This window comes from Streptomyces sp. NPDC094034, assembly GCF_040303865.1.
In the GTDB taxonomy this organism is placed as follows: domain Bacteria; phylum Actinomycetota; class Actinomycetes; order Streptomycetales; family Streptomycetaceae; genus Streptomyces.
In genome coordinates, this window is sequence record NZ_JBEOUD010000045.1 from 1 (window position 1) to 21,635 (window position 21,635).

The 21,635-nt window shown below is 69.7% G+C and carries 17 protein-coding genes; 7 read left to right on the top strand and 10 right to left on the bottom strand.

The window, feature by feature from the left end; all coding sequences use genetic code 11:
- Positions 1–153 precede the first annotated feature (153 nt).
- Complete coding sequence (locus ABTZ59_RS30105) at positions 154–636, bottom strand: DUF4259 domain-containing protein (protein WP_351420039.1); 483 nt, start codon at positions 634–636, stop codon at positions 154–156.
- A 225-nt stretch (positions 637–861) separates the two neighbouring features.
- On the opposite strand from ABTZ59_RS30105, the gene ABTZ59_RS30110 reads away from it, so the two are divergent.
- From ABTZ59_RS30110 to ABTZ59_RS30120, 3 genes are all read left to right on the top strand, one after another.
- Complete coding sequence (locus ABTZ59_RS30110; RefSeq protein WP_351420041.1) at positions 862–2,127, top strand: sensor histidine kinase; 1,266 nt, start codon at positions 862–864, stop codon at positions 2,125–2,127.
- Entirely contained in the window at positions 2,112–2,762 is a 651-nt protein-coding gene (locus tag ABTZ59_RS30115) for a LuxR C-terminal-related transcriptional regulator (protein WP_351420044.1), read from the top strand. Before ABTZ59_RS30110 ends, ABTZ59_RS30115 begins: the two co-directional genes overlap by 16 nt.
- Before the next feature lie 151 nt (positions 2,763–2,913).
- Positions 2,914–4,500 carry a DUF1996 domain-containing protein gene (locus tag ABTZ59_RS30120; protein WP_351420047.1) on the top strand — a complete coding sequence of 529 codons (1,587 nt, stop codon included), beginning with the start codon at positions 2,914–2,916 and terminating at the stop codon, positions 4,498–4,500.
- A gap of 72 nt (positions 4,501–4,572) precedes the next feature.
- On the opposite strand, the gene ABTZ59_RS30125 is transcribed toward ABTZ59_RS30120, so the two are convergent.
- Positions 4,573–5,019, bottom strand: a complete 447-nt coding sequence (locus ABTZ59_RS30125) for a hypothetical protein (protein ID WP_351420050.1) — start codon at positions 5,017–5,019, stop codon at positions 4,573–4,575.
- A gap of 155 nt (positions 5,020–5,174) precedes the next feature.
- Here ABTZ59_RS30125 and ABTZ59_RS30130 point away from each other — a divergent pair, with 155 nt between their 5' ends.
- Positions 5,175–7,319, top strand: a complete 2,145-nt coding sequence (locus ABTZ59_RS30130; protein WP_351420163.1) for a hypothetical protein — start codon at positions 5,175–5,177, stop codon at positions 7,317–7,319.
- Between the two features lie 53 nt (positions 7,320–7,372).
- Here the strand turns inward: ABTZ59_RS30130 and ABTZ59_RS30135 are convergent, their stop codons facing one another.
- Entirely contained in the window at positions 7,373–7,687 is a 315-nt protein-coding gene (locus ABTZ59_RS30135; protein ID WP_351420052.1) for a hypothetical protein, read from the bottom strand.
- A gap of 51 nt (positions 7,688–7,738) precedes the next feature.
- Between ABTZ59_RS30135 and ABTZ59_RS30140 the strand changes: the two genes are divergently transcribed.
- Positions 7,739–8,455 (top strand): TetR/AcrR family transcriptional regulator, encoded by a 717-nt coding sequence (locus tag ABTZ59_RS30140; RefSeq protein ID WP_351420054.1) that lies wholly within the window; start codon positions 7,739–7,741, stop codon positions 8,453–8,455.
- A gap of 37 nt (positions 8,456–8,492) precedes the next feature.
- Here ABTZ59_RS30140 and ABTZ59_RS30145 read toward each other — a convergent pair whose 3' ends face one another.
- From ABTZ59_RS30145 to ABTZ59_RS30160, 4 genes are all read right to left on the bottom strand, one after another.
- A complete protein-coding gene (locus tag ABTZ59_RS30145) occupies positions 8,493–9,305 on the bottom strand; it encodes a phosphotransferase (RefSeq protein WP_351420057.1) in 813 nt (270 codons plus the stop codon).
- 7 nt (positions 9,306–9,312) lie between these two features.
- Positions 9,313–10,182, bottom strand: coding sequence for a radical SAM/SPASM domain-containing protein (locus ABTZ59_RS30150; RefSeq protein ID WP_351420061.1), 870 nt, complete (start codon positions 10,180–10,182; stop codon positions 9,313–9,315).
- Positions 10,183–10,323: 141 nt separating this feature from the next.
- Positions 10,324–10,539 carry a hypothetical protein gene (locus ABTZ59_RS30155; protein WP_351420063.1) on the bottom strand — a complete coding sequence of 72 codons (216 nt, stop codon included), beginning with the start codon at positions 10,537–10,539 and terminating at the stop codon, positions 10,324–10,326.
- A 127-nt stretch (positions 10,540–10,666) separates the two neighbouring features.
- Positions 10,667–11,053, bottom strand: coding sequence for a DUF6415 family natural product biosynthesis protein (locus tag ABTZ59_RS30160; RefSeq protein ID WP_351420066.1), 387 nt, complete (start codon positions 11,051–11,053; stop codon positions 10,667–10,669).
- 160 nt (positions 11,054–11,213) lie between these two features.
- On the opposite strand from ABTZ59_RS30160, the gene ABTZ59_RS30165 reads away from it, so the two are divergent.
- Positions 11,214–12,470 carry an NsdA family TPR-like regulatory protein gene (locus tag ABTZ59_RS30165; protein ID WP_351420068.1) on the top strand — a complete coding sequence of 419 codons (1,257 nt, stop codon included), beginning with the start codon at positions 11,214–11,216 and terminating at the stop codon, positions 12,468–12,470.
- Positions 12,461–12,964, top strand: a complete 504-nt coding sequence (locus tag ABTZ59_RS30170; protein ID WP_351420070.1) for a GNAT family N-acetyltransferase — start codon at positions 12,461–12,463, stop codon at positions 12,962–12,964. Before ABTZ59_RS30165 ends, ABTZ59_RS30170 begins: the two co-directional genes overlap by 10 nt.
- 110 nt (positions 12,965–13,074) lie before the next feature.
- On the opposite strand, the gene ABTZ59_RS30175 is transcribed toward ABTZ59_RS30170, so the two are convergent.
- The 3 genes from ABTZ59_RS30175 to pulA form a co-directional block, all read right to left on the bottom strand.
- Positions 13,075–13,749 (bottom strand): DUF4230 domain-containing protein, encoded by a 675-nt coding sequence (locus ABTZ59_RS30175; RefSeq protein WP_351420166.1) that lies wholly within the window; start codon positions 13,747–13,749, stop codon positions 13,075–13,077.
- Positions 13,750–13,819: 70 nt separating this feature from the next.
- Positions 13,820–15,862: an ATP-binding protein gene (locus ABTZ59_RS30180; RefSeq protein WP_351420169.1), complete on the bottom strand. Its 2,043-nt coding sequence runs from the start codon at positions 15,860–15,862 to the stop codon at positions 13,820–13,822.
- Positions 15,863–16,044: 182 nt separating this feature from the next.
- Complete coding sequence (gene pulA / locus ABTZ59_RS30185; RefSeq protein ID WP_351420074.1) at positions 16,045–21,498, bottom strand: pullulanase-type alpha-1,6-glucosidase; 5,454 nt, start codon at positions 21,496–21,498, stop codon at positions 16,045–16,047.
- Positions 21,499–21,635: the final 137 nt, after the last annotated feature.

Below are 21,635 nucleotides of genomic sequence, written 5' to 3' on the forward strand. Positions count from 1 at the left end.
GCAATCGCGAGGGTTTCGAGGTCTGTCGTCACAAACGGACTAACGAGACCCTCGCTTCATGCACCCGAAAACTTCGGACTTACTCATCTAGGCCCCGTCTGACACATAGGGCCGCGCCCAGGCCCCGTCTGACACATAGCGCCGTCCGCCCCGTCAGCCGCCGTCGGCCCCCCGTCCCGCTATCGCCGCCGTCAACGCGCCCCGCAGCTCGGCGACTCCGTGGTGCCACGCGCCGTACTCGCCGTCCGCCCTGACCCAGCGGTCGCGCACTTCGGACCCCGCCTCGCTCACCCGGTCCAGCGCCAGGACCGCGAGCTCCCTCAACTCCTCGGGAAGCCGGGGCAGTGGCTCCTCCGGGCCGTACACCGATTCCACGGGCGGCCCGCCGGGGCACTGCTCCGCGACCAGCGCGGCCGCGGCGACCGCGACCGCCCCCGCGTCACCGTCGAGCGGACCGCCCGCGCCACCTCCGCCGCCCTCCCCACCATCCCCACCATCCCCGCCATCCCCGCCGACCACACGCAGCAGCGCGGCCCGCACGATCTCCGTACGCCGCTCGACGGTCACTTCGTCCAGGTCCGCCGAGAAGTCCACCGCGGCGTCGTTGTCGAAGTGGCCGGTGTCCCACGTGCCCATGGTGTGCCCCCTGGTCGTTCCCCATCACGCTCATCCCGTTGCACCGATCGTGCCAGCCACCACTGACAATCCCGGTACGCCGCCGGGGTGTATCCAGCACCACCCCGGACCGGGGGCCGACCGGCTGCCGTCGCGGAACCGCGCCGGTCAGACTGGTGCCAGGTCCGGTGGTCGGACCGCCGGGAGGGCGTCGGGCCCGTCGGCCGCGAGGGAGAGAAGTACGCCATGGACAGCATGACGAAAAGGCCGGGCCCGCTGGTGTCGGCCGGGCGGGGGCTGATGCTGTCGGTCGTCTCGCTCGCCGGATCGATCACACTCTTCGTGCTGACGATGCTCTCCCTCGCCTTCATCCTGCTGGGCTTCGGGATCTTCACCACCCCCTGGGTGCTGACGATGGTCAGGGCCCATGCCAATCAGCGCCGGCTGCTGGCCTCGCGGTGGTCGGGCGTACGGATCCCGGTCCCGTACCGGCCCTTCCCCGCCGATCCGCGCGGCGGCGTCACCGGCCCGGTGAAGCGCTGCTCCCTGATGCTGAAGGACCCGGCCACCTGGCGCGATCTCCAGTGGCTGCTGGTCGACATGACGGCGGGCTTCTTCACCGCCATCCTGTCCTGCGCCCTGCTCCTCTACGCGGTGGAGGGTTTCGTACTCGCCGCGGGCCTGTGGCGGGCGTTCGAGGACAACCGGTACTGGTACGCGTTCATACCGGTCAGCAGCCAGTTGAGCGGACTCGCCGCGGCGGGTCTCGGCGCGGTGCTGCTCGGACTCGGGCTGCGCTACAACGCGGATCTGCTGCGCAGCCACTTCCTGCTGGCCAAGGTGCTCCTCGCCCCCGGCAGCGACCAGGAGATGGCGCTGCGGATCGAACGGCTCACCGAGTCCCGGCACGACGCGGTGGACACCTCCGCCGCCGAACTGCGCCGTATCGAGCGCGATCTGCACGACGGGGCGCAGGCCAGGCTGGTCGCCGTGGGCATGGATCTGGGCACCGTAGAAGCGCTCATCGAGAAGGACCCGGCCAGGGCCAAGGCGCTGATCGGCAAGGCCCGGCAGTCCTCCGCGGAGGCGCTCACCGAGCTGCGCGATCTCGTACGGGGCATCCATCCGCCCGTGCTGGCCGAGCGCGGTCTCGGGGACGCCGTGAAGGCGCTGGCGCTGCGGCTGCCGGTGCGGACCGAGGTGCAGGTGGAGCTGGCGGGCCGGGCCGCCGCCCCGGTCGAGTCGGCGGCGTACTTCGCGGTGAGCGAGGCGCTGGCCAATGTGGTCAAGCACGCGGGCGCCGACCGGGTGTGGGTCGATGTCTCGCACTCCGGGGGGATGCTGCGGATCGCCGTCACGGACAACGGCGGCGGGGGTGCGACGGTCGGTACCGGCTCGGGGCTGAGCGGGCTCGAACGCCGACTCGGTACATTCGACGGCGTCCTGGCCGTCAGCAGTCCAGCGGGCGGTCCCACCATGGTCACCATGGAGATCCCTTGCGAGTTGTCCTAGCCGAAGATCTCTTCCTGCTGCGCGACGGTCTGGTCCGCATGCTGGAGGCGTACGACTTCGAGATCCTGGCGGCGGTGGAGAGCGGGCCGGAACTGACCAAGGCCCTGGCGGAGTTGGAGCCGGATGTCGCGGTGGTCGACGTCCGGCTTCCGCCGTCCCATACGGACGAGGGCCTCCAGTGCGCGCTCGCGGCGCGCCGCGCCCGGCCCGGCCTGCCGGTCCTCGTACTGTCCCAGCATGTCGAGCAGTTGTACGCGCGCGAGCTGCTCGCGGACGGCAACGGCGGCATCGGATATCTGCTGAAGGACCGGGTCTTCGACGCGGACCAGTTCATCGACGCCGTACGCCGGGTCGCGGCGGGTGGTACGGCGATGGATCCGCAGGTGATCTCGCAGTTGCTCTCCCGGCGGGCACAGGACAAGCCGATCGGCGGGCTGACCCCGCGTGAGCGCGAGGTGATGGAGCTGGTGGCGCAGGGCCGCTCGAACGCCGCCATCGCCGCCCAACTCGTCGTCACGGAGCGGGCGGTGGCCAAGCACACCTCGAACATCTTCGCCAAGCTGGATCTGCCGGTGTCGGACGACGACAACCGCCGGGTGCTGGCGGTTCTCGCCTATCTGGACCACGGCAGGTGATTGAGGGGCATCCGCCCGGTTTGACGCTGGAGATTTCCATGAATTCCCCCGGCCGCTGAACACCCACCGGCCCGGGTCCGTATGGAACGGAGCGCTTCGCTTCTCCCCTGCCGCGCTTTCCCGTAACCGGCGACGAAGCTTGAGGAGTTCCATGCCACGCACATCGAGAAAACGCTCCACACTGGCAAACCGGGCGATTGTCGCCACGGCTGCCTTGCTCCTGGGCGGGGGTGGGCTGGTAGCGGTCAATGTCTACGCATCCGCGGGTGAGGGCGACGCCAACCGGTCCGCCCCCAGGACCCAGAATGTGAGGCAGTCGATGTCGACGATCGACTGCCCGGATGTGGCGACCCAGGACCAGTTGGCGAACGTGCCGGAAGCGGCGCGTTCCGAGGTCGACCGGAATCTCGCCCTCATCGACAGCCAGATCACCGAGGCGTACAAACGATTCGCCGATGAGAAGGCCCAGATCGAGCGGGATCCGGGATTCGCCGACAATGCCGTTCTCAATCCGCTGAAGGACAAGCGAACGGCCACGCTTGAGCGGATCGCCCTCTCGATCGGCAGGGTGGCGGAGCGTCCGCAGGGGCTGGAGGGTCTCGCGCCCTGCACCTTGCGGGCCGGCGGCACCGCCCCCGGTCAGGGCGGCCAGAACGGGGGTCAGGGCGGCCAGGGCCAGAACGGGGGCCAACCGGGCCAGGACGGCGGGCAGGACGGCGGTCGGCCGGGCCAGGACGGCGGCCAGGGCGATGGGCAGAACGGCGAGCAGGACGGCGGGCAGGACGGCGGGCAGGACGGCGGGCAGGACGGCGGGCAGGACGGCGACGGTCAGACCGGTGGCGGCCAGGCCGGCAACGGCCCCGAGGCCTCCGATTTCGTCGACATCACCACCGTCCGGCCCAATGTCCAGAAAGTCAGGACCGCCCGCGGCGGCTCGAAGGGCACCTTCACCACCGACTGCGGGGTCAACGCGGCCGGGAAGTTCAATTCGGACAATGTCATCGTCGCCCCAGGTGTGAGCAATGGCGCACACCATATGCACGACTATGTCGGCAACCAGGCCAATGACGCGTTCGCGACCGACGACTCCCTCGCGGCCGGTGCGACCAGCTGCCGCAATCAGGGCGACAAGTCCACTTATTACTGGCCGGTGCTGCGCCTTCAGAACGGCCAGGACGAGGACGACGCCAATGTGGACGGCGGCGGCAAGGAAGGGAATGTCGGTGAGATCCAGACGCCTTCCCAGGTGACCCTGACATTCGCCGGCAGTCCGAAGTCCAAGGTCACCGCCATGCCGCGGTTCCTTCGGATCATCACCGGCGACGCCAAGGCATTCACCAATGGTGATGCCAATGCGAATGCCTCATGGAGCTGCACCGGATTCGAGAACCGCCAGCTCAAGGACAAATACCCGATCTGCCCCGAGGGCAGCCAGGTGGTCCGCACCTTCAAGTTCCAGAGCTGCTGGGACGGCCAGAACGCGGACAGCGCCAACCACCGCACGCATGTGGCGTTCGCCGATCGCAACGGCCGCTGCCAGAACGGGTTCAAGGCGATCCCCCAGCTCCAGCAGCGGGTGGTGTACGACATACCGCCGGGGCCCGGCTTCGCCCTGGACTCCTTCCCGGAGCAGCTGCACAAGCCCATCACCGATCACGGCGACTTCATCAACGTCTTCGACGACAACCTGATGAAGAAGGTCGTGAGCTGCGTCAACGGCGGACGCACATGCAGGTGAGGCAGGGCGCGTAAGCGCCTGCCCGCCCCCCTCCCCCCCGCTGGGCATGTCCCCCACATCCGCGCTGCGCGGTCAGTTCGTGCGGTGACCGGAGTGCTCCTCGTCTCCCCCACCGGCACCACTTCCCCCTGAGTGGTGCGACGAGCCGGCCTCCACGGTCCCGCCGAGCCGGCCGCGCAGCGCCGTCACCACCTTCTCGTCACCGACCGCGAGCCATTTCCTGCCGACGAGATACGTACCGCCGTAGTCCTTGGCCTCGTTGATCCACTCGCGCAGACCGCGGTCGGTGGCGAAGGTGACCAGCACGTACTTCCCGTCGTCCGTCGTGCAGTTGCCCTGCCGCAGCTCGTCGGCGTCGGTCTGGATGTTCGGCTCGCACTCCACCTTCGAGGCGATCTGTTCGAGGCTCCCCGTCGCCGTGTCCGGCGTCGTGGGAGCCTTTTCGTCGTTGCCGCCGCAGCCCGCCGTCAGCGCCAGGGCCAGGGCCGCGAGCACCACCAGGGATCGTTCTGTACGCATGCGCCCATCGTCCCCGACACCCGGTTGCCGCGCGGCGGAACGGCCGGATTCCGGGGTGACCATCGGACCAATCGCTCGTTCTGCTCAACGTGCCCCCACACAGCGCCGACGCCGCCCCGACCGCCACCTCCGCAGCCGCTCCCGCGGATACGTCCGTGTCCGACGCGGCTCCCCTCACCGCCCCCGGCGCCCCCGGCGTCGAGCAGGCCGAGGCGGCTCTCGTCGAGCACTACACGCGTCTCGTACGCCTCGCGTATCTCGTGCTGCCGCCGTCGCTCGGCCGCAACCGGCGCGTGCTGACCGCGCACGCGCTCGTACAGCGCTCGCTGCCGCGCGGGCGCACGGCCGCGCCTTCCGGCCGCTCGGCGATCCCCGCGCAGAACCACGCCGAAGGGGCATGGGGGGCCGTGGGGGCCGAATGGGCCGCCGGCCGGACCCCGACCGGGCCGGGGCGGAACCCGGGGTACGTGTACGTACGCGAGCGCGTGCTGCGCCAGGCGCTCGACGCCGGACGGCCGTTGCGCAGGCTCGCCCGGCCCAGGCGCGCCCAACTGCCTCCGCTGCTGCCGCACATCTGGGGACTGCGGCTGTTCCCGCGCTCGGGCGGCGCCGATGAACTCGCCCTGGACCAGCGGCTCTCCGCCCTCTCAGGACCGGCTCGCGCGGCGTTCGTGCTGCGCGGTCTGGAACTGCTGACCGACGAGGAGGTACGCCGACTGCTCCACGCGGCAGGGGCCGAGGACACGGAGAGCGCCCTCACCGACGCGACAGAGGCCGCCGAGCAGCGGATCGGTACGGCGGACCCCGTCGAGCTGTTGCGCTCACCCGAGTTCGATCCGTGCTCGCTCCAGGCCAGGCCCACCGATCTGATGCGCCGCCGCCAGTACGGCAGGGCCGCGCTCGCCGCCGGTGCGGCCCTGCTGGTGTGCGGGACGCTCCTCGGGCTGCCCGGCGGCCGGGGTCCGGACGACGGGGATCCCGCGTACGGCCGGGGCGCCGCCCTCGCGGCGGCCCTCGATCCGGCCAGGGTGCGGCGGATCGCGCCCGCCGCGTGGCAGACCTCCGCCCGTACGGACTTCTCCGTCTGGCCCGCGCGCGGGCCGCTGGCCAAGGACCGCGCGCTGCTGCGCCGGGCGTTGAAGGCCTGGGCCGCGCCCGGCGCCTCCGTACAGGTGTCGGCGACGCCCGCCACCCCCTCGGGCCCGCCGATGGGATCGCCGCAGCTGCTGTACGCGGGGAAGGTGGACGCGGCGCGGGTGGTGCTCTTCCACGACGGCCTGCGGGTGGTGCGCTACGCGGAGCCCGCGGGCGGCGGGGAGGGCCTGGCCGCCCTGGACTTCGCGCGGGTCGACAGCGCGGACGCCGCGGCGGCGGGGGCGCTGGTCGTCGGCCGCTCGGACGGCGATGTGCGCTATCTGACCGCGCCTTGGGTGCGCGGTACGTCGGTACGCGATCTGCTCGACGCGTCGGGGCCCGCCCGGCCTCTGCGGCGCGACGCGGACGGGGTGACCGACCCGATGGCGAGCCCGGCGATGGCCCCCGACTGCCGCTCCTGGCAGACGCTGTCGGTACGCGACGGCAGCGCGAGGCCCGGCGACGACGACGCCAACAGGGACGGCGGCGGCGACGCGAACGGGGACAGGGGCGACGCGAACGGGGACGGGGGCGACGCGGGCGCGAACGCCGCGCAGACGGACGCCGACGCCGACGCCGTGGCGTCAGGCGCCCGCGCCACGGACCGGCTGCTCACCGACCTGGGCGAGCTGACCCCCGCCCGGCTGACATCGGGGCCGCCGTCCGCCCCCGGCGATGTGTCGGCCCCGGCCGACCGCGCCGCCTGGGCCAGGACCGCCTGTCTGCTGCCCGCGCTGCGCTCCCACGGCGTACGGTCCGTGAACTCCTGGCCGTACGCGCGGCAGACACTGCCCGAGTCCAACGGCACCGCGACCTGGTTCTGCACCCGCGCCGAGACCTGGCGGGGCCCGGGAAGCCGGGTGCTGGCGCAGTTCCAGGCGCCGTCGGAGAACGCGGCGCCCGGGGCCGTCGCCGCGCGGGCGGAGAACTCACCGGCCTGCGGGGGACGGCGGTCACAGGTGCTGGCGGGCGTGCTGTGGAAGTCGCGGGGCGGTGAGTGGTACGTGCTGGCCGCCGGGAGCGGCCGGCTGGAGTCGGTCGAGGTGTCGGGCGGCGTGCGGGGCAGCGCGCGGGGGAACCTGCTGGCGGTACGGGCGAAGGAGGGCGCGCGGGCCGAGCTGTACGGCAGGACTCCGGACGGGACGCGGGTGGACTCGCTGCGCTGACGGCGGCGTCCACGACGTCGCCCCCCGTCACCCCCCGTGCCCGCGCCCCAACCTCACGGCAGCAGCAGCCAGTCCGCTCCCAGCGCCGCCACCAGACCCACGCCCAGCAGCCATGTGCCCAGCCGCGTACGGCCGTGGCGGCTCAGTTCGATCACCACACCGCACAGGATCATCGCGAGCCCGTACACCCCGACCACCAGGACCGAGGTCCGTTCCGCGAGCCGGACCGCCAGCAGCGCGGCGAGACCGACCAGCAGCACCGACGCCAACGCGATCCGCGCCATCCGTGCCTGACGGGGCGTCAGTCCGCCGTCGTAGGGCTCAGGTACCGGCGTGTCCATGGCCTCGTCCTGGTCAGATGCGCTCATGGTCCGGAGCGTAACGGACATGCGCCGGGAGCCGCCCGTTAGGCTGTTCGTATGACGACCGGGGTGCGCCGCAGGATGGGCGTGGAGGAGCGGAGGCAGCAGCTGATCGGCGTGGCGCTTGAGCTGTTCAGCCGCCGGTCTCCCGAGGATGTCTCGATCGACGAGATCGCGGCCGCCGCCGGTATCTCCCGTCCGCTCGTCTACCACTACTTCCCCGGCAAGCAGAGCCTGTACGAGGCCGCCGTGCGACGCGCCGCCGACGATCTGGCGACCCGCTTCCTGGAGCCGCGCGAAGGGCCCCTCGGGGCGCGGCTGCTGCGGGTCATGGGGCGCTTCTTCGACTTCGTCGACGAGCACGGCGCCGGCTTCTCCGCGCTGATGCGCGGCGGCCCCGCCGTAGGTTCCTCGACGGCCACCGCGCTGATCGACGAGGTGCGGCAGGCCGCGTACGAACAGATCCTGGCCCATCTCGGGGTCGGGAACCCGCCCGCGCGGCTGGAGCTGGTCATACGGTCCTGGGTGTCGCTGGCCGAGACAAAGGCGCTGATCTGGCTGGACGGGCGGCAGGTCCCGCGCGCCGAGCTGGAGTTGCAACTGGTGCACGACTTCGCCGCGCTGGCCGCCGTGAGCGCGGCGTACGACGAGGAGATGGCGAAGATCCTGCTGGGCATCGTCGCCGACGAGCCGGCCGACGGCGCGTTCGGCGATCTGCTGGGCCGGCTCATGACGCTGAGCACGGGGCTGCCCGCGCCGCGGGGCCAGGTGTAGACCGCGAGGCGGGTTGGCCGGTTACTTCTCATGTGACTCAGGGGACTGCTCGCACGGCCACGCCCCGGTGAGAGGCCCACAACTGGGCCGCCTCAACCATGGCCCCGAGCCACAACGCATGGGGCTTGCGCTCAGCGAAGGCACGATGCATGCGCAATGTGGCAACGGCGAACGCATCGATCGCTTTCGGGTCCGCGTCCGTCCAGGCCGCACAGCGGGACGCCCAGGACTCGGCGCTCTCGGCACTGTGTCCCGCCGAGATCAGTTGCACGACCAGGCAGGCGGGGTCGATGAACGCCGCGCCGCGAGTGGGCCACGACCAGTCGACCGCCCACGTGCCCCGATCTCCGATGAGTAGATTGCTCGGGTGGATATCGGTGTGGAGCAGCGCTTCACCCCGGAAGTGAGAGACGTCGGCCTCATCCACGGCGAAGCGGTCCCAACGAGTCTCCGGCCAGTCTCGGGCTGTCTCGGGTACATCCAGTTCCCCGATCCGGTTGAGGATGTCAACGATCGCGGGGAGATCCGCTGACTCCGGAGCGAAGTCAGAACCCCGTGCATCGACCCAATCGAAGCCGAGCGCGTACCACGTGTCATCTTCGGCGTGCCATCGCATGGCCGGGGAGATGGGACATACGGCCGGGTTGATCAGCCTTTCCCGGCGGATGGAGTCGCGCCGGCCTCCAGGTCGGTTGCGTACGGCCTTGACGAAGAACCGGCCCTTCTCACACTCGACCAGGGCTGTGACATCCGAGCTGAACCCACGCGAGGTGGGCTGGAAGTGAGTGAGGTCTCCCGTGTGCGGGTGGAGCAGGGTCCAGAACCCCGAGCCCGGGTCATTGCGATTCATGAGCCCTTCAATTCCTCGGGGTGCACTCACTGCCCGGAAAGCCGGGGCTGCATTCATCGTCATTGTCGTCGTCATCATCGTCACCCCCAGCTTCAGCCCGGATGGCGGTGTTGGCCCGTTTCATGGCGCCGCCGCCGAGGATAGTGGCCAGCGGAGTGCTCATGACGTTGCCGACGTTCATCCAGCCGGAGAAGACACACGGAGAGACTTCGCCAGTGGGACTGATGGCTGCCCTGCCGACGCCACACCGGCCACAGAGGTTCGCCATATCCGGGTCCTGCCCCTGTGCGCCCCGTCCGAAGGGACGGACGACGTCAACGCTGATCCGGCGGACGCCCAGAGCTTCAAGGTCTCGCCGTGTCTCGGTGACCGGCTGCCCATCAACACTGTTGATGATCCCGACCCGAAGGGGGATGCCCAGGCCAACGGCCCGTTGGATGTTGGTCCGGGTCCGTTCGTGGCTTCGGCGGCCGGTCATCGCCTCATGTTCCTCGGCGCGGCCCGAGTAATAGGACGTCGCGAGACTCAGTCCGTTGCGCTGGAAGATGTCCCAGCATTCTTTTGAGACATGTACCAGGTTGCTGTAGACCTCGACGTTCAGTCCGATGGTCAAAGCACGGTCTACCAGGTCCGTGAAATCCGGATGCATGGTCGGCTCGCCACCGATGAACTGGATGTTGCGTACTCCGTAGGCGGCGGCTTGGTCGAGGACGCTGATCCAGTCCTCGCGAGCCATGGTCCCGTGGGTGCCGTCAGGCCCCGACGCGTTGTAGCAGTGAGTGCAGTTGAGCTGGCACCTCCGCGTCAGGTCCAGCCATAAGAGCCGAGTAGCGGTCTTCTCGACCGACGTGGCTTCGATGCTCGTTGTCACTGTCATGACCCTTCTTGTTGGATTGTGCACTGAGCTTGTGAACCCACCCCCATCACTCGGCCAGTCCTTCTTCAGAGGGTGGCGGAGCGGCAGCGGCGTGCGTTCGGCCCGCCTCCTCCCGGGGCATGACCTCGCCGAGGGCCATGCTCATGTGGGGCCCTCCTCCAACTCCGCCGTCGTGCGCTCCTTCGGCCGGTACATGCGGAGGGGGCCGGCCATGCGCCAGGGAGGGCGGCCATCGAGCATCAACAGCTTCTCGCCGAAGCCGACGCCTCTCATGTCCCTGATCGGGTAGTACACGCCCTCAAGGAGGATGTGATCCCCCAGCCGCACCGACTGGGGGTCCAGATCAATGGCGAACATGTCGGAAGGCGTGCGAGTTGCACGAACCCAGTCCTGGTAGCTCACCATCCGAGCCACACCGCCAGCACGAGGGCGCAGCCGAGAGCGCCAACGGTCATCACGTAGGCGGTCTGCTCCGCGCGCGGGCTCACCGGTTGCCCTCTACGGCTCGCCTCTTCCTGTCGCGATCCATGTGACGGAGCCGGTAGACGGCGACAGTCGTACGGGTGGCCAGGGCCAAGCTCCGCATGTGTTCGTACGCGAAACCGGGGGGTGTCGTCTCCGTGGGGCGGACGTCGTCCCGGAGCAGTTCTCGGGCCTCTTTGAGTAGCGCCCGCGACTGGGCGGTCTCGACGCGCCAGATTTCGTCATCGATCAGCGTGGCCAAGTGTCCGCGCAGCTTCAGTGTTGTGATGTCCGTCCACTCCCGCGCGGGTAGTGCGATACGGATTTCGAGCGCCTGCTTCACCGTGTGCGAGATCGTCGTCAGGTCGACCGCATACGGTTGAGAGGTGGGGATGCTCTGTTTCGCCATGCCGTCTGTTCCCTCCGTAGCCCTTGCTGTCTGGCGGTGCTTAGTCAACGGCGGATGAGGTATCCGGGACAGGGGAAACAGGCTGGGGCGCCAGCGCACAACCCCGGTGATTTTTACCTTCCCCCGTGTCCCCGAGGTCGCTCAGAGCTACCGTGGGGACATGTCCCAGGGGAACCGGCAACTTGCACTCCGGATTGCGGAACTTGGCGTCGGTCAGGCCGAGTTAGCACGTCAGATCAATGTTGAGATCGAATTTCTGACGGGGAAGCCTGGCAACGTCACTGACTCGGATGTGCGCCGATGGCTACGCGGCGAGACAAAGTGGCCCCAGGATCGGATCAGGCTGTGTCTGGAACGGGTTCTCTCCGCCCGTGCCGAGGATCTAGGGTTCGTGCCGCGCAAGAAGAGCAGTGCACCATCGGAGGAAGATCCTGTGCACCGTCGTACGTTCCTCTCCGCGGCGAGCGGTTCAGTCTTGGCCGTTGGGGCCTCGGGTGCCAACGGCCATGGACGACTGGGCATCAGCGATGTCCGGCGCTTCCATCAGGACTATGTGGCCATCCTCAGGCGAGACGATGCGGGACGTGACAGTCAGAAGGTAGAGAACCTGGCGGTGGAGCTGGCTTCTCGAATCCAGTCCGCTCTTGCCGTATCCACCACCTCGACTCGCGTACAGGAAATGCTCTATAGGCTCGCCGCAGAGGTCATCAGCTCGGCCGCCTTCGCCTCGATCGATGCCAGCGCACCGCAGCGGGCACGCGCGCATCTCGGCCAGGCCCTGACCTTCGCCGGCCTGTCTCGGAGCAGTCAGGCGATGTATCACGTCTGGAACCACATGACCCTGACGTCCAGCCAGCGGGAGAACCACGCTGAAGCCGTCGCCGGCGCGGAGGCTTTGAAGCGCTCATCAATCTCACGGCGAGACCCGCTGTATGCCTCTCTCGGGCACATGCGCAGCGCCAACGGACTGGCGCGAATGCGGCGGCAATCCGAGGCTCTGCGCGCCCTCACGGATGCTGAGCGGGCTTTTGCCCGAAGTGCACACCTACAGCGTCCCGAGTGGATCAGCTTCTACGACAGCAGTGAAGTCAACGCTCTGTCCTCGTTCATATGGACGGCACTCGGGGATCACGGACGCGCCGAATACTGTCTGCACCGCAGCCTTGCGGCTATCCCCGGAGGGAGAGTCCGTGATCGAGCCTTGTATACCGCTCACTTGGCCCTCGCTCAGGCGAGGCAAGAGGATTTGGAACTTGCTTGCGCAACGAGTCGGGAGGCGTACACGTTGCTGCCACCGTCGTCCGGATCACGGCGGACGACCAACACTCTGGCTGCGACGCGCAAGGTACTCGTAGCCTCGGGGTCGAAGGCCCCTGAGGTCGCCGAGTGGATTGAGGAGTCCGGCCAATGGATCTGAAGCGCTACACGCACGCCGACGCGCGGGATGTACGTTCTTTGCTGCTGGACATCCACGACGAGGCATACGCCGACGATCCGGACCCGTTCAACTCGCGTGAGCGCTTCTCCTATTTCGTTGATCTCTGGTCGTCACGGGAAGACTGGCAGTGCGTCTCAGGCTGGGAGGAGGGCGGCCCGGTTGGCTACGCCTACGGCTCGAAGTTCAAGCCGGGTGGATGGTGGAAGGGGCACCGGCGTCCTTCTGACCTCAAGGGCTCCGCGTTTGCTCTGTCCGAACTCATGGTTATTCCCAAGTGGCGCGGCACTGGACGGGCACAGCGGATACACGACGCGCTGCTCGAACCAGTGCCGGCCGACATGATTACCCTCCTGGTGGACACTGGGCACCCCAAGGTCCAGGCACTCTATGAGCGCTGGAACTACAGCAAGGAAGGCGAGGCGAAGCCCTCCGACGATTCCCCGTTGTATGCCGTCATGGTCCGGAAGCTGTGAGCGGCTGCTAACGGTACTCGGGTGCGACCGCGCGGCCGCACTGAAAAGGCGGCGTACCGAGCTTCGTCTGCTGTCCGCACGGCGGGTCAGGACTTACCCCGGCGTCCCCCTCAGGCGTAGACCACCCTCACCTCCGTGAAGCCGAGGGAGCCCAGCAGGCCCCGGAGCATGCCGGTGGTGTTCTTCTCGGCGCGCGCGGTGAGTTCGCTGTCCTTGGCCGCGTCGCCGATATGGCGGGCGGCGAGCATGTTCACGGCGTGCTCGTCGGCCGGGTTGTCGGAGAAGAGGTCCCCGAGCCGGTCGAGCAGCCCCCGTTCCTTGGACACGGCGTACGAGCGCTTCGGGTCGAGCGCGGGCTCGCCGAGCCGCGCGTGCGGCAGTTGGATGGTGGCGGCCGTGCGCTCCTCGTTGACCTGGACGTTCTTCTCGCCGAGGCCGCTGAAGTCGACGTAGGAGGAGACGGTGCCCGCGCCCACATAGAGGGTGCGGGTGCCGCGGATCGCGTCCGGCAGGTACTTGGTGTCCTTCTCCAGGTCGACGACCACCTGGAAGTTGCCGGAGGCCGCCTCGTACCGGTCCAGGTCCTGGATGGATTCGAGCAGGGTGGGTCCCGTACGGTCGTTGGTCTCCTCGCCGAAGAGATCACCGAACCCGGGTATCAGATCGAGCCGACTGCCCGCGAAGAGCAGCGCGGCGACGACGAGGAGTACGAGCGGGGGCCTGCCCCACCGGGACAGCCGGGTACGGCTCCGGGGCTTCTCCTGGCGCGCGTCGGTGGACGTCATACTCAACGGATTGCCCGTACGGCCGAGTTCATACCGTCGCACGGCCAATCCCGCGCGCGGGCGGACCGGTTCAGGCGTCCGGCAGATGGCCCTGGAGCGCGCGGCTGAGACCGCTCGCGCCGTCGTCGACGAGTCCGCGGTGGAACGCCTCGTCGTAGACGGGGTTCCCGGCGGCGGCGCGCGCCTGCCGTTCGCACTCGGCGCGGACCGGGGCGAGTTCGGGGGTGCCGCGCTGCGGATGGCCGACCATGCGCCAGAACGCCTGGCCGGTGCCGTAGGCGTGCGCGGCCCGTTCGCCGTCGCCCTGGGCGGCGATCGCGGCGGCGAGCAGATCGAGTCCGAGCGCGATGCCGAAGCTGTCGCCCAGCTGTTCCTTGCCACTGACCATCGAACGGGCGAACGCCTCCGCCTGGTAGGGCCGGCCCTGGAGCAGATGCACCAGCGCGAGCTGGTAGTCGGCGTAGGCCCTGGTCCAGCACTCGCCGCGGGCCAGACAGACCCGGCGCAGCTCCGTGGCGGCCGTATGCGCCTCGTCCAGTCGGCCGAGCGCGGTGAGCGAGAAGACCACGACCAGCCGGCAGCGCAGCTGCGACGGGGAGTCGAAGGGGCGGCCCGGACGGGCCCGCAGCGCGCGCTCGGCGACGGTGTGCGCGGCCTGAGCGCGGCCCATCATCAGGCAGGTGAGGCTGACGAGATATCCGGCGGAGAGCAGCGATTCGGGGTCCTGATCGTGCCAGGCGGCCTCGGTGCACCGTTCGCCGATGCGGTGGGCGCCTTCGTGGTCGCCCTGGAGCATGACGGTGACGCCGAGGGCCCAGAGGGCGCGGGTACGGTGCGGGCCGGTGGCACGATGGGCGTGGAGCGCGTGTTCCAGATAGATACGGGCCTCGTGCAGATGCCCGCAGCAGCTCCAGAAGAAGGCGACGCGGCCCGCCATCTCCACGGCCGTTTCCGGGTCCTCGTCGAGAAGGTGGTTGAGCGCCGCGCACAGATCGGGGTGGGTGTCGGTGATCCGCCGGTACCAGGCGACCTGGTCGGGTCCGGTCCAGCCGGCGTGGGCGCGGCGCGCGAGTTCGGCGAAGTGCGCGGCGTGCCGGTCGGCGAGAAGCTTCTCCTCGCCGAGTTCGCCGAGCCACATGGCGCCGTATTCGCGCAGCGTGTCGAGCATGCGGTAACGGCCGTCCTCGCCCTCGTCCTGGCGCAGCACGGATTTGGCGACGAGTCCCGCCAGGGCGGCGGTGACCGCGTCGGCACCGAGCGGACCTCCGGCGCACACCGCCCGCGCGTCGGCCGCCCCGATGTCGCCACGGAAAACGGAGAGCCTGGCCCACAGCAGACGTTCGAGAGGGGTACACAGCTCATGGCTCCACCCGATCGCGGTACGCAGCGCGCGATGGTGGCGGGGCCAGGCCGTCTCGTCGGTCAGCACTTCCAGTCGGCTGGTCAGCAGATCCGCGACATGCTCCACCGAGTGATCGGCCAGCCGGGCACAGGCCAGTTCGACCGCCAGCGGAACACCTTCGAGACGATGACAGATCTGGACGGCCGCGGCGGCCGTGCCCGGGTCGTCCAGGGACATCTGGGGCGCGGTGTCGGCGGCCCGGTCGCGGAAGAGCCGCAGGACCTGGTCGTCCCCTTCCAGGGAGAGCGGCGGGATGTCGAGGCAGTGCTCGCCCCTCGTCCCGAGCGGCTGCCGGCTGGTGGCGAGTACGGTCAGGCCGGGTGCGGCCGTCAGCAGCTCACCGACCAGATGCCCGACCGCCGCCACCATCCGCTCACAGCAGTCGAGCACCAGCAGCAACCGCCGCCCCGCCAGCCACTCGCACAACGCCTCCACCGGCGAACGCAGCGAATGATCCGAGAGCCCGACGGCATCACACACCGTCCCCAGCAACAGCTTCTCGTCGTACAACGGCGACAGATCCGCCCACCACACACCATCCGGGAACCGGCCACCCGCCCCCTCGGCGGCACGCACCGCCAGCCGGCTCTTGCCCACGCCCGCGCTTCCGGTCAGGGTGATCAGCCGGTGTTCTTCGAACGCGCGTGCCAGGCGGACCAGTTCGGTCCTGCGCCCTACGAAGCTGGTCGTCTCTTCGGGAATGTGCCCCACCACGGGGACAGTCTGGACCAGTTGGGCACCCACACTGACACCCGTGGTGGGAAACGGTCAGAAGCAGCCGAGAGCGCACTCTGTTCGGTCACTTCGATAGATAAACCCGCTCACACCCCTCACGTCGCTCAGGCCGCTCATGCCCCTCAAGCCGCTCACACCCCTCACACCCCTCACACCCCTCACGCTCCCCGCGCCGCGAAGACCGCCACCGTCCGCGCGGGCACCGTGAACGTCCCCGAACTCCGGTCGTAACGGGACTCCTTGACCGTACGGTCCGCTCCCCCGGCCTGGATCCGGTGCAGCGCGTACGGCCGCCCCGCCAGCTCCGCCACCCGCTGGCCCCGCGCCTCCGGAGTCGCGTTGAAGACCACGACCAGCTCACCGAGCCGCATGGTGATGACGCCCGGTGTCTCGTCGGGCCCCGACAGCGGGAAGGTCAGCGCGGACCTGACCGCGTCCGTGGAGGCGAGACCGAACACCGGCTCCGTGGTGCGGATCCGCAGCAGATCCTGGTACGCCGCCGAGGCGCCGTCGATCTGCGCGCACCCGGGCGTCAGCGCCGGAGCCGTCAACAGGGGCTTGGCATAAGGCCACTTGTCCTCGTTGTCGGCGGCGGGCGGCAGTCCCCGGCCGAAGCCGTTGCCGTCGCGGCAGTCCCAGTGGATCGCGTTGAACCAGTCCCCGCTGTCGTACGAATTGCGGTCCAGGGACTTGGAGCGCAGCAGTTCCGTGCCCGCCTGGGAGAGGGCCGGGCCCTGGGAGAGTGTGGCGGTCGCCATCGCGAGGACCTGCGCCCTGGCCCGGTCGGCGGCCGGGACCGATGGCGGCAGCTTGAAGGCGAGCGCGTCGTAGAGGGATTCGTTGTCGTGGGCGTCCACGTAGGCCAGCGCGTCGCCGGGGACGGCCGCGTAGCCGGCCGGAGCGCCGTTGTAGTCGACCTCGGAGCCGGTGACCGTACGCCCGGAGGTGTCGGTGAACGTGTAGTCCGCGAGGCTTCCGGTCAGCCCCACCTTGATCAGGTCCTGGTAGTGCAGCAGCCGGGCCTTCTGCTCGGCGGGCGTGCCATTGGCGGCGGAGGAGTTGGGTTCGGTGTAGAGGCCGGAGGCGAAGCCCTGGACGCCGGGGTCCTCGTCGAAGGGGCCGCCGCCGCGCACCGCGTCCCGGGCCCGGTCGGAGAAGGTCGCGACGCCGGTCCCCGCCATGTTCTTCTGGGTGGCCTGGACGAAGCGGGCGTCATCGGCGATCTCGCCGAAGTTCCATCCCTCGCCGTAGAGGATGATCTTCTTGCCGTCGACGCCGTCCTTCGCGACGGTCAGCGCGTCCAGCGCCTTCCGTACGGCGAGGATGTTGGCCTTCGGGTGGTGGCCCATCAGGTCGAACCGGAAGCCATCGACCTTGTACTCCCGGGCCCAGGTGACGACCGAGTCCACGACGAGCTTGCCCATCATGGCGTTCTCGGGCGCCGTGTTGGCGCAGCAGGTGGAGGTGGCGACGGAGCCGTCCGCCAGCAGCCGCTGGTAGTAGCCAGGCACGATCTTGTCGAGGACGGACTTGTCGGCCTGTCCGCTCGCGACGGTGTGGTTGTAGACGACGTCCATGACCGTCCGCAGGCCGGTGCCGTTCAGCGACTGCACCATCCGCCGGAACTCGACCGTACGCCGGGTCCCCTCCGGGTCGGAGGCGTAGGAGCCCTCCGGCACGGTGTAGTGCAGCGGGTCGTAGCCCCAGTTGTACGCGTCCTTCGCGGCGGTCCGCGCCACACACGCCTGCTGTTCGGCCGAGTCGGGCGCGTACACCTTCAGGTCACAGCCGGGGGTGGCCTGGTCGGAGGCGCGCTCCGGGATCGTGCCGATGTCGAAGGCCGGCAGGAGATGGACGTACGACGTACCGGAATCCGCCAGCCGCGCCAGCCGCTTCATGCCGTCGGAGCCGCGGTCCGTGAAGGCCAGATACCGGCCGGGGTGGTCCGAGGTGCGGTCCGCGATCGAGAAGTCGCGGATGTGCAGCTCCTGGATCCGCGCGTCGCGCGGCGGGACGGCGGCGGGCTTCCTGAGCGTGGACCAGCCCTGGGGGGCCAGCTTCGGATCGGCCAGATCCACCACGAGGCTGCGGGCCGAGTCGGTGGTGAGCGCGGTCGAGTAGGGGTCGGTGACCAGGTTGGTGACGACCTTCTGGACGCTCGGCGCCCAGACGGTCACGGCGTACCGGTACGGTCTGCCCGCCCAGCTCCGCTCGCCGGTCACGGACCAGACGCCGGAGGCCGGGTCGCGCTTCATCGGGACCGTGCGGCCGTCGAGTTCGAGGGCGACCCGGTGCGCGGTCGGTGCCCAGAGGGAGAGGACGGGACGCCCGCCGGTGAAGACCGGTCCGAGCGACGCCTTGACCGCCCGTGCGCTGTAGAGGTCGTCGAGGACGCCCTGTGTCTGGACGCCGGTGGCCGCGAGCAGCGCGCCGTTGGCGGCCCGCTGGGTGGCGATCAGCTGTCCGGAGAGCGACTCGCGGACCCTGTCCCGGTCGCGTACGTCCACGGTGAAGGCCGGATAGTCCTTGAGATGCGGGTACGCCGCCCGCTGCGCGTCGGTGAGCGCGGCGGGCGAGAGCCGCAGCCACTGCCCCTCGTCGGACAGCGCGCCGTCCTCGACGGTGATGCCGCCGTCGCGTGCGTACACCAGCTGCTGGCTGGTCGCGGCGGTCGCCTTCACCTTCCAGACGACGGTGTCGGTGTCGATCCACTGGGCCTCGGCCTTGGAGAGGTCGAGGCTCGGTCCCGAACCGAACTGCGGCAGCAGGTACTTCGGCTGTCCGGCGAGCAGCCACACCTCGTTGCCGTAGGTCGCGAGGTCCAGGGACTGGTCGGTGGGCAGGTCCTTCTCGTCGCCCTTGTGGAGGATGTAGCTGAGCGAGGTGGCACCGGCGGCGAGCGGGACCTCGAAGGTCACGCCGTACGCGTCTTCCCGTACCGGCTGGAGCGGCTTCGACCAGTCGGTCGGCGAGGCCGCGCCCGTCCAGGTGTGCAGCCCCCAGCCGGCATAGTCGCCGTCCGCGCGGCGGTAGTGGACGGTCGCCTTCGTGGTGTCCTGCGGCGGGTAGGCGCCGTCGGGCGCCTGCTCGGACTGGCCGTCCCCGCCCTGCGTGATCCATACCTCGCCGGTGCGGGCGAGGTCGATGGCGCGCCGCGGTCCTTCGTCCGGTGCGCCGGGCTTCTCCACGGTGTACGGGATGCTCGACGCACCCTCGGGGACCTTGATCCAGGCGAAGGCGCCATAGGCGTCCCGGCCGGTGAACGCGGCGGTCGTGGTGCCGGAGGTGAGCCGCCAGCCCTCGTAGTCGCCGTCGGGCCGCTGGTAGTGGACGACCGCGTAGTCGCGCTCGACGGCGCTCGGCCGCTCGGGCGCGGGCGTCTGCCCGGCCGTCGAGGCGGCGCTCGCGCTCGCGGTACGGCCCGCGCTGTCGATCACAACGGCCTTGTAGCGCAGGGGTGTTCCGGCGGCGGTGTCGATGTGGTCGGTGACCCGGTACGGGGCGTGGTCGGCGGTGCCGAGGGTCCGCCACTTCCCGTCGCCGGTCTGGGCGGCGAAGACGACCCGGTTGAGCTGTCCGCCGGTGATGTCCGCGGTCAGTTCGACGGTGCCGGTGGCGCCGGGCGCCGGGGCCTTGAGGGTGATCGCGGGCTCGGCGGCGGGGGCGGGCAGCGGCTTCGCGGCCCTCAGCACGAGCGAGGAGAGCGCGGGTACGGTCACCTTGACGCTGCCGCCGTCCCCGGCGCGTACCGTACCCGCGCCGCTACCTGTACCGGCGTCGGTGCCCGAACCGCCGTACAGCGTACGGAAGTCGGTGCCCGCGGCCGAGCCGACCGGGATCTCCACGCTCTTGGCGTCGGCGGCGTTGTTCACGGCGACGACGTACTCGGTGCGCGCCTTGGCGTCGGTACGGGATTCGGTGCGGGATTCGGTGCGGGACTCCGTACGGGATTCGGTGCCGGATTCGGTGCGGGTGAAGGCGTAGACGGAATCCTTCGCGTACCGCTCCGTCTGGACTCCGTCCCGTAGCGCGGGGTGGGCCTTGGTGAGCTTCGAGAGCGCGGCGATCGACCGGTACAGCGGGTGCCCCGGGTCATAGGCGTCCGAGGCATGGGTACGGTCCGTGCCCAGCTGCTCGTCGTCCAGATAGTCGGCGGTCTTCGAGGCGAAGAGCGTCTGGCGGGCGTCCTTGTCGCCGCCCGCGCCCGTGAAGCCCTGCTCGTCGCCGTAGTAGATCACCGGGTTGCCCCGGGACAGGAACATCAGCTCGTTGGCGAGCCGGGCGCGGTCCACCAGCTCGGTGTCGGAGGCCCCCGGGTTGTCCTGGGCGAGGAAGGTGCCGATCCTGCCCATGTCGTGGTTGCCGAGGAAGGTCACCTGTTCATAGGCGTTGGCCTTGTCGGTGGTGTAGCGGTAGTCGTCGGCGAAGACCTTCGCCAGCCGCTCGGCCGACGCGCCCTGCGAGGCGTAGGCGCGCGCCGCGTCCTGGAACGGGAAGTCGAGTGTGGCGTCCAGCCGCCCCCGGGTCACATACGGCGAGGTGACGGCGGTGTCCGACGAGTAGATCTCGCCGAACATGAAGAAGTCGTCCCGGCCGCGCTTCGCCGCGTACGCGTCGAGCGCCGTGGCCCACTGCGTCCAGAAGTCCAGATCGACGTGTTTGACGGTGTCGATGCGGAAGCCGTCGATGTCGAAGTCGCGGACCCACTTCTCGTAGATCTCCGCCATCCCGGAGACGACCTCGGGACGCTCGGTCCACAGATCGTCCAGCCCGGCGAAGTCGCCGTACTCAGCGCTCTCGCCCGCGAAGGTCGAGTCGCCCCGGTTGTGGTACATCATCGGGTCGTTGAGCCAGGCCGGGACCTTCTTCTCGCCCGTACGCACGACGGGGGTGTACGGGAAGGAGTCCGCGTCGGCGTTCGCGAGGCCCTCACCCGCGCTGTCGCCGCGATCGTCGAAGGGGCGGCCGTCCTTGTCGAGATACGGATAGGCGCCCTTGGGCCGGTAGCCGTACTGCTTCTCCGCGTAGTCGACGGTGTCCGCGGTGTGGTTGGTGATGACGTCGAAGAAGACCTTCATGCCCTTGTCATGGGCCTTGTCGATCAGCTTCGTCAGCTCGGCGTTGGTACCGAAGTGCGGGTCGACCTGGGTGAAGTCCGTGATCCAGTAACCGTGGTAGCCGGCCGAGGCGTCCTTCCCCTCGCCCTGCACCGGCTTGTTCTTGAAGATCGGCGCGAGCCAGATCGCGGTGGTGCCGAGCCCCTTGATGTAGTCGAGCCGGTCGGTCAGGCCCTTGAGGTCGCCGCCCTGGTAGAAGCCCTTGTCGGTGGGGTCGTATCCGGTGGAGGTCCGCGAACCGGTCAGTCCGCCGCGGTCGTTGGTCGTGTCACCGTTGGCGAACCGGTCGGGCAGGACGAAGTAGAACTGCTCACGGGTCAGATCGTGGCGGGCGGGCTCGGCGGCGAGCCGGGCGTCCGACGGCGGGGCGGGCGGCGTGGACACGGCGGGCCGCTCGGCCACCGACGCGGCGACGGGCGGGGCGGGCACCAGCGCCGCGCACAGGGCGGCGGCGAGGACGGCGGTGGCCGTTCTTCGGGGGGACGGGCGTTTCACGCGGGATCTCCTCGGATATGCGGGATCAGGGGATACGCGGGTACGGGAAAGGGGCCGTCCGGCGACGGAGAGCGGGGAGGCGGTCGCCGGACGGCCGTTTCCTGTGCGCCGACCGCTGTGTCAGCGGCTCAGCGCGG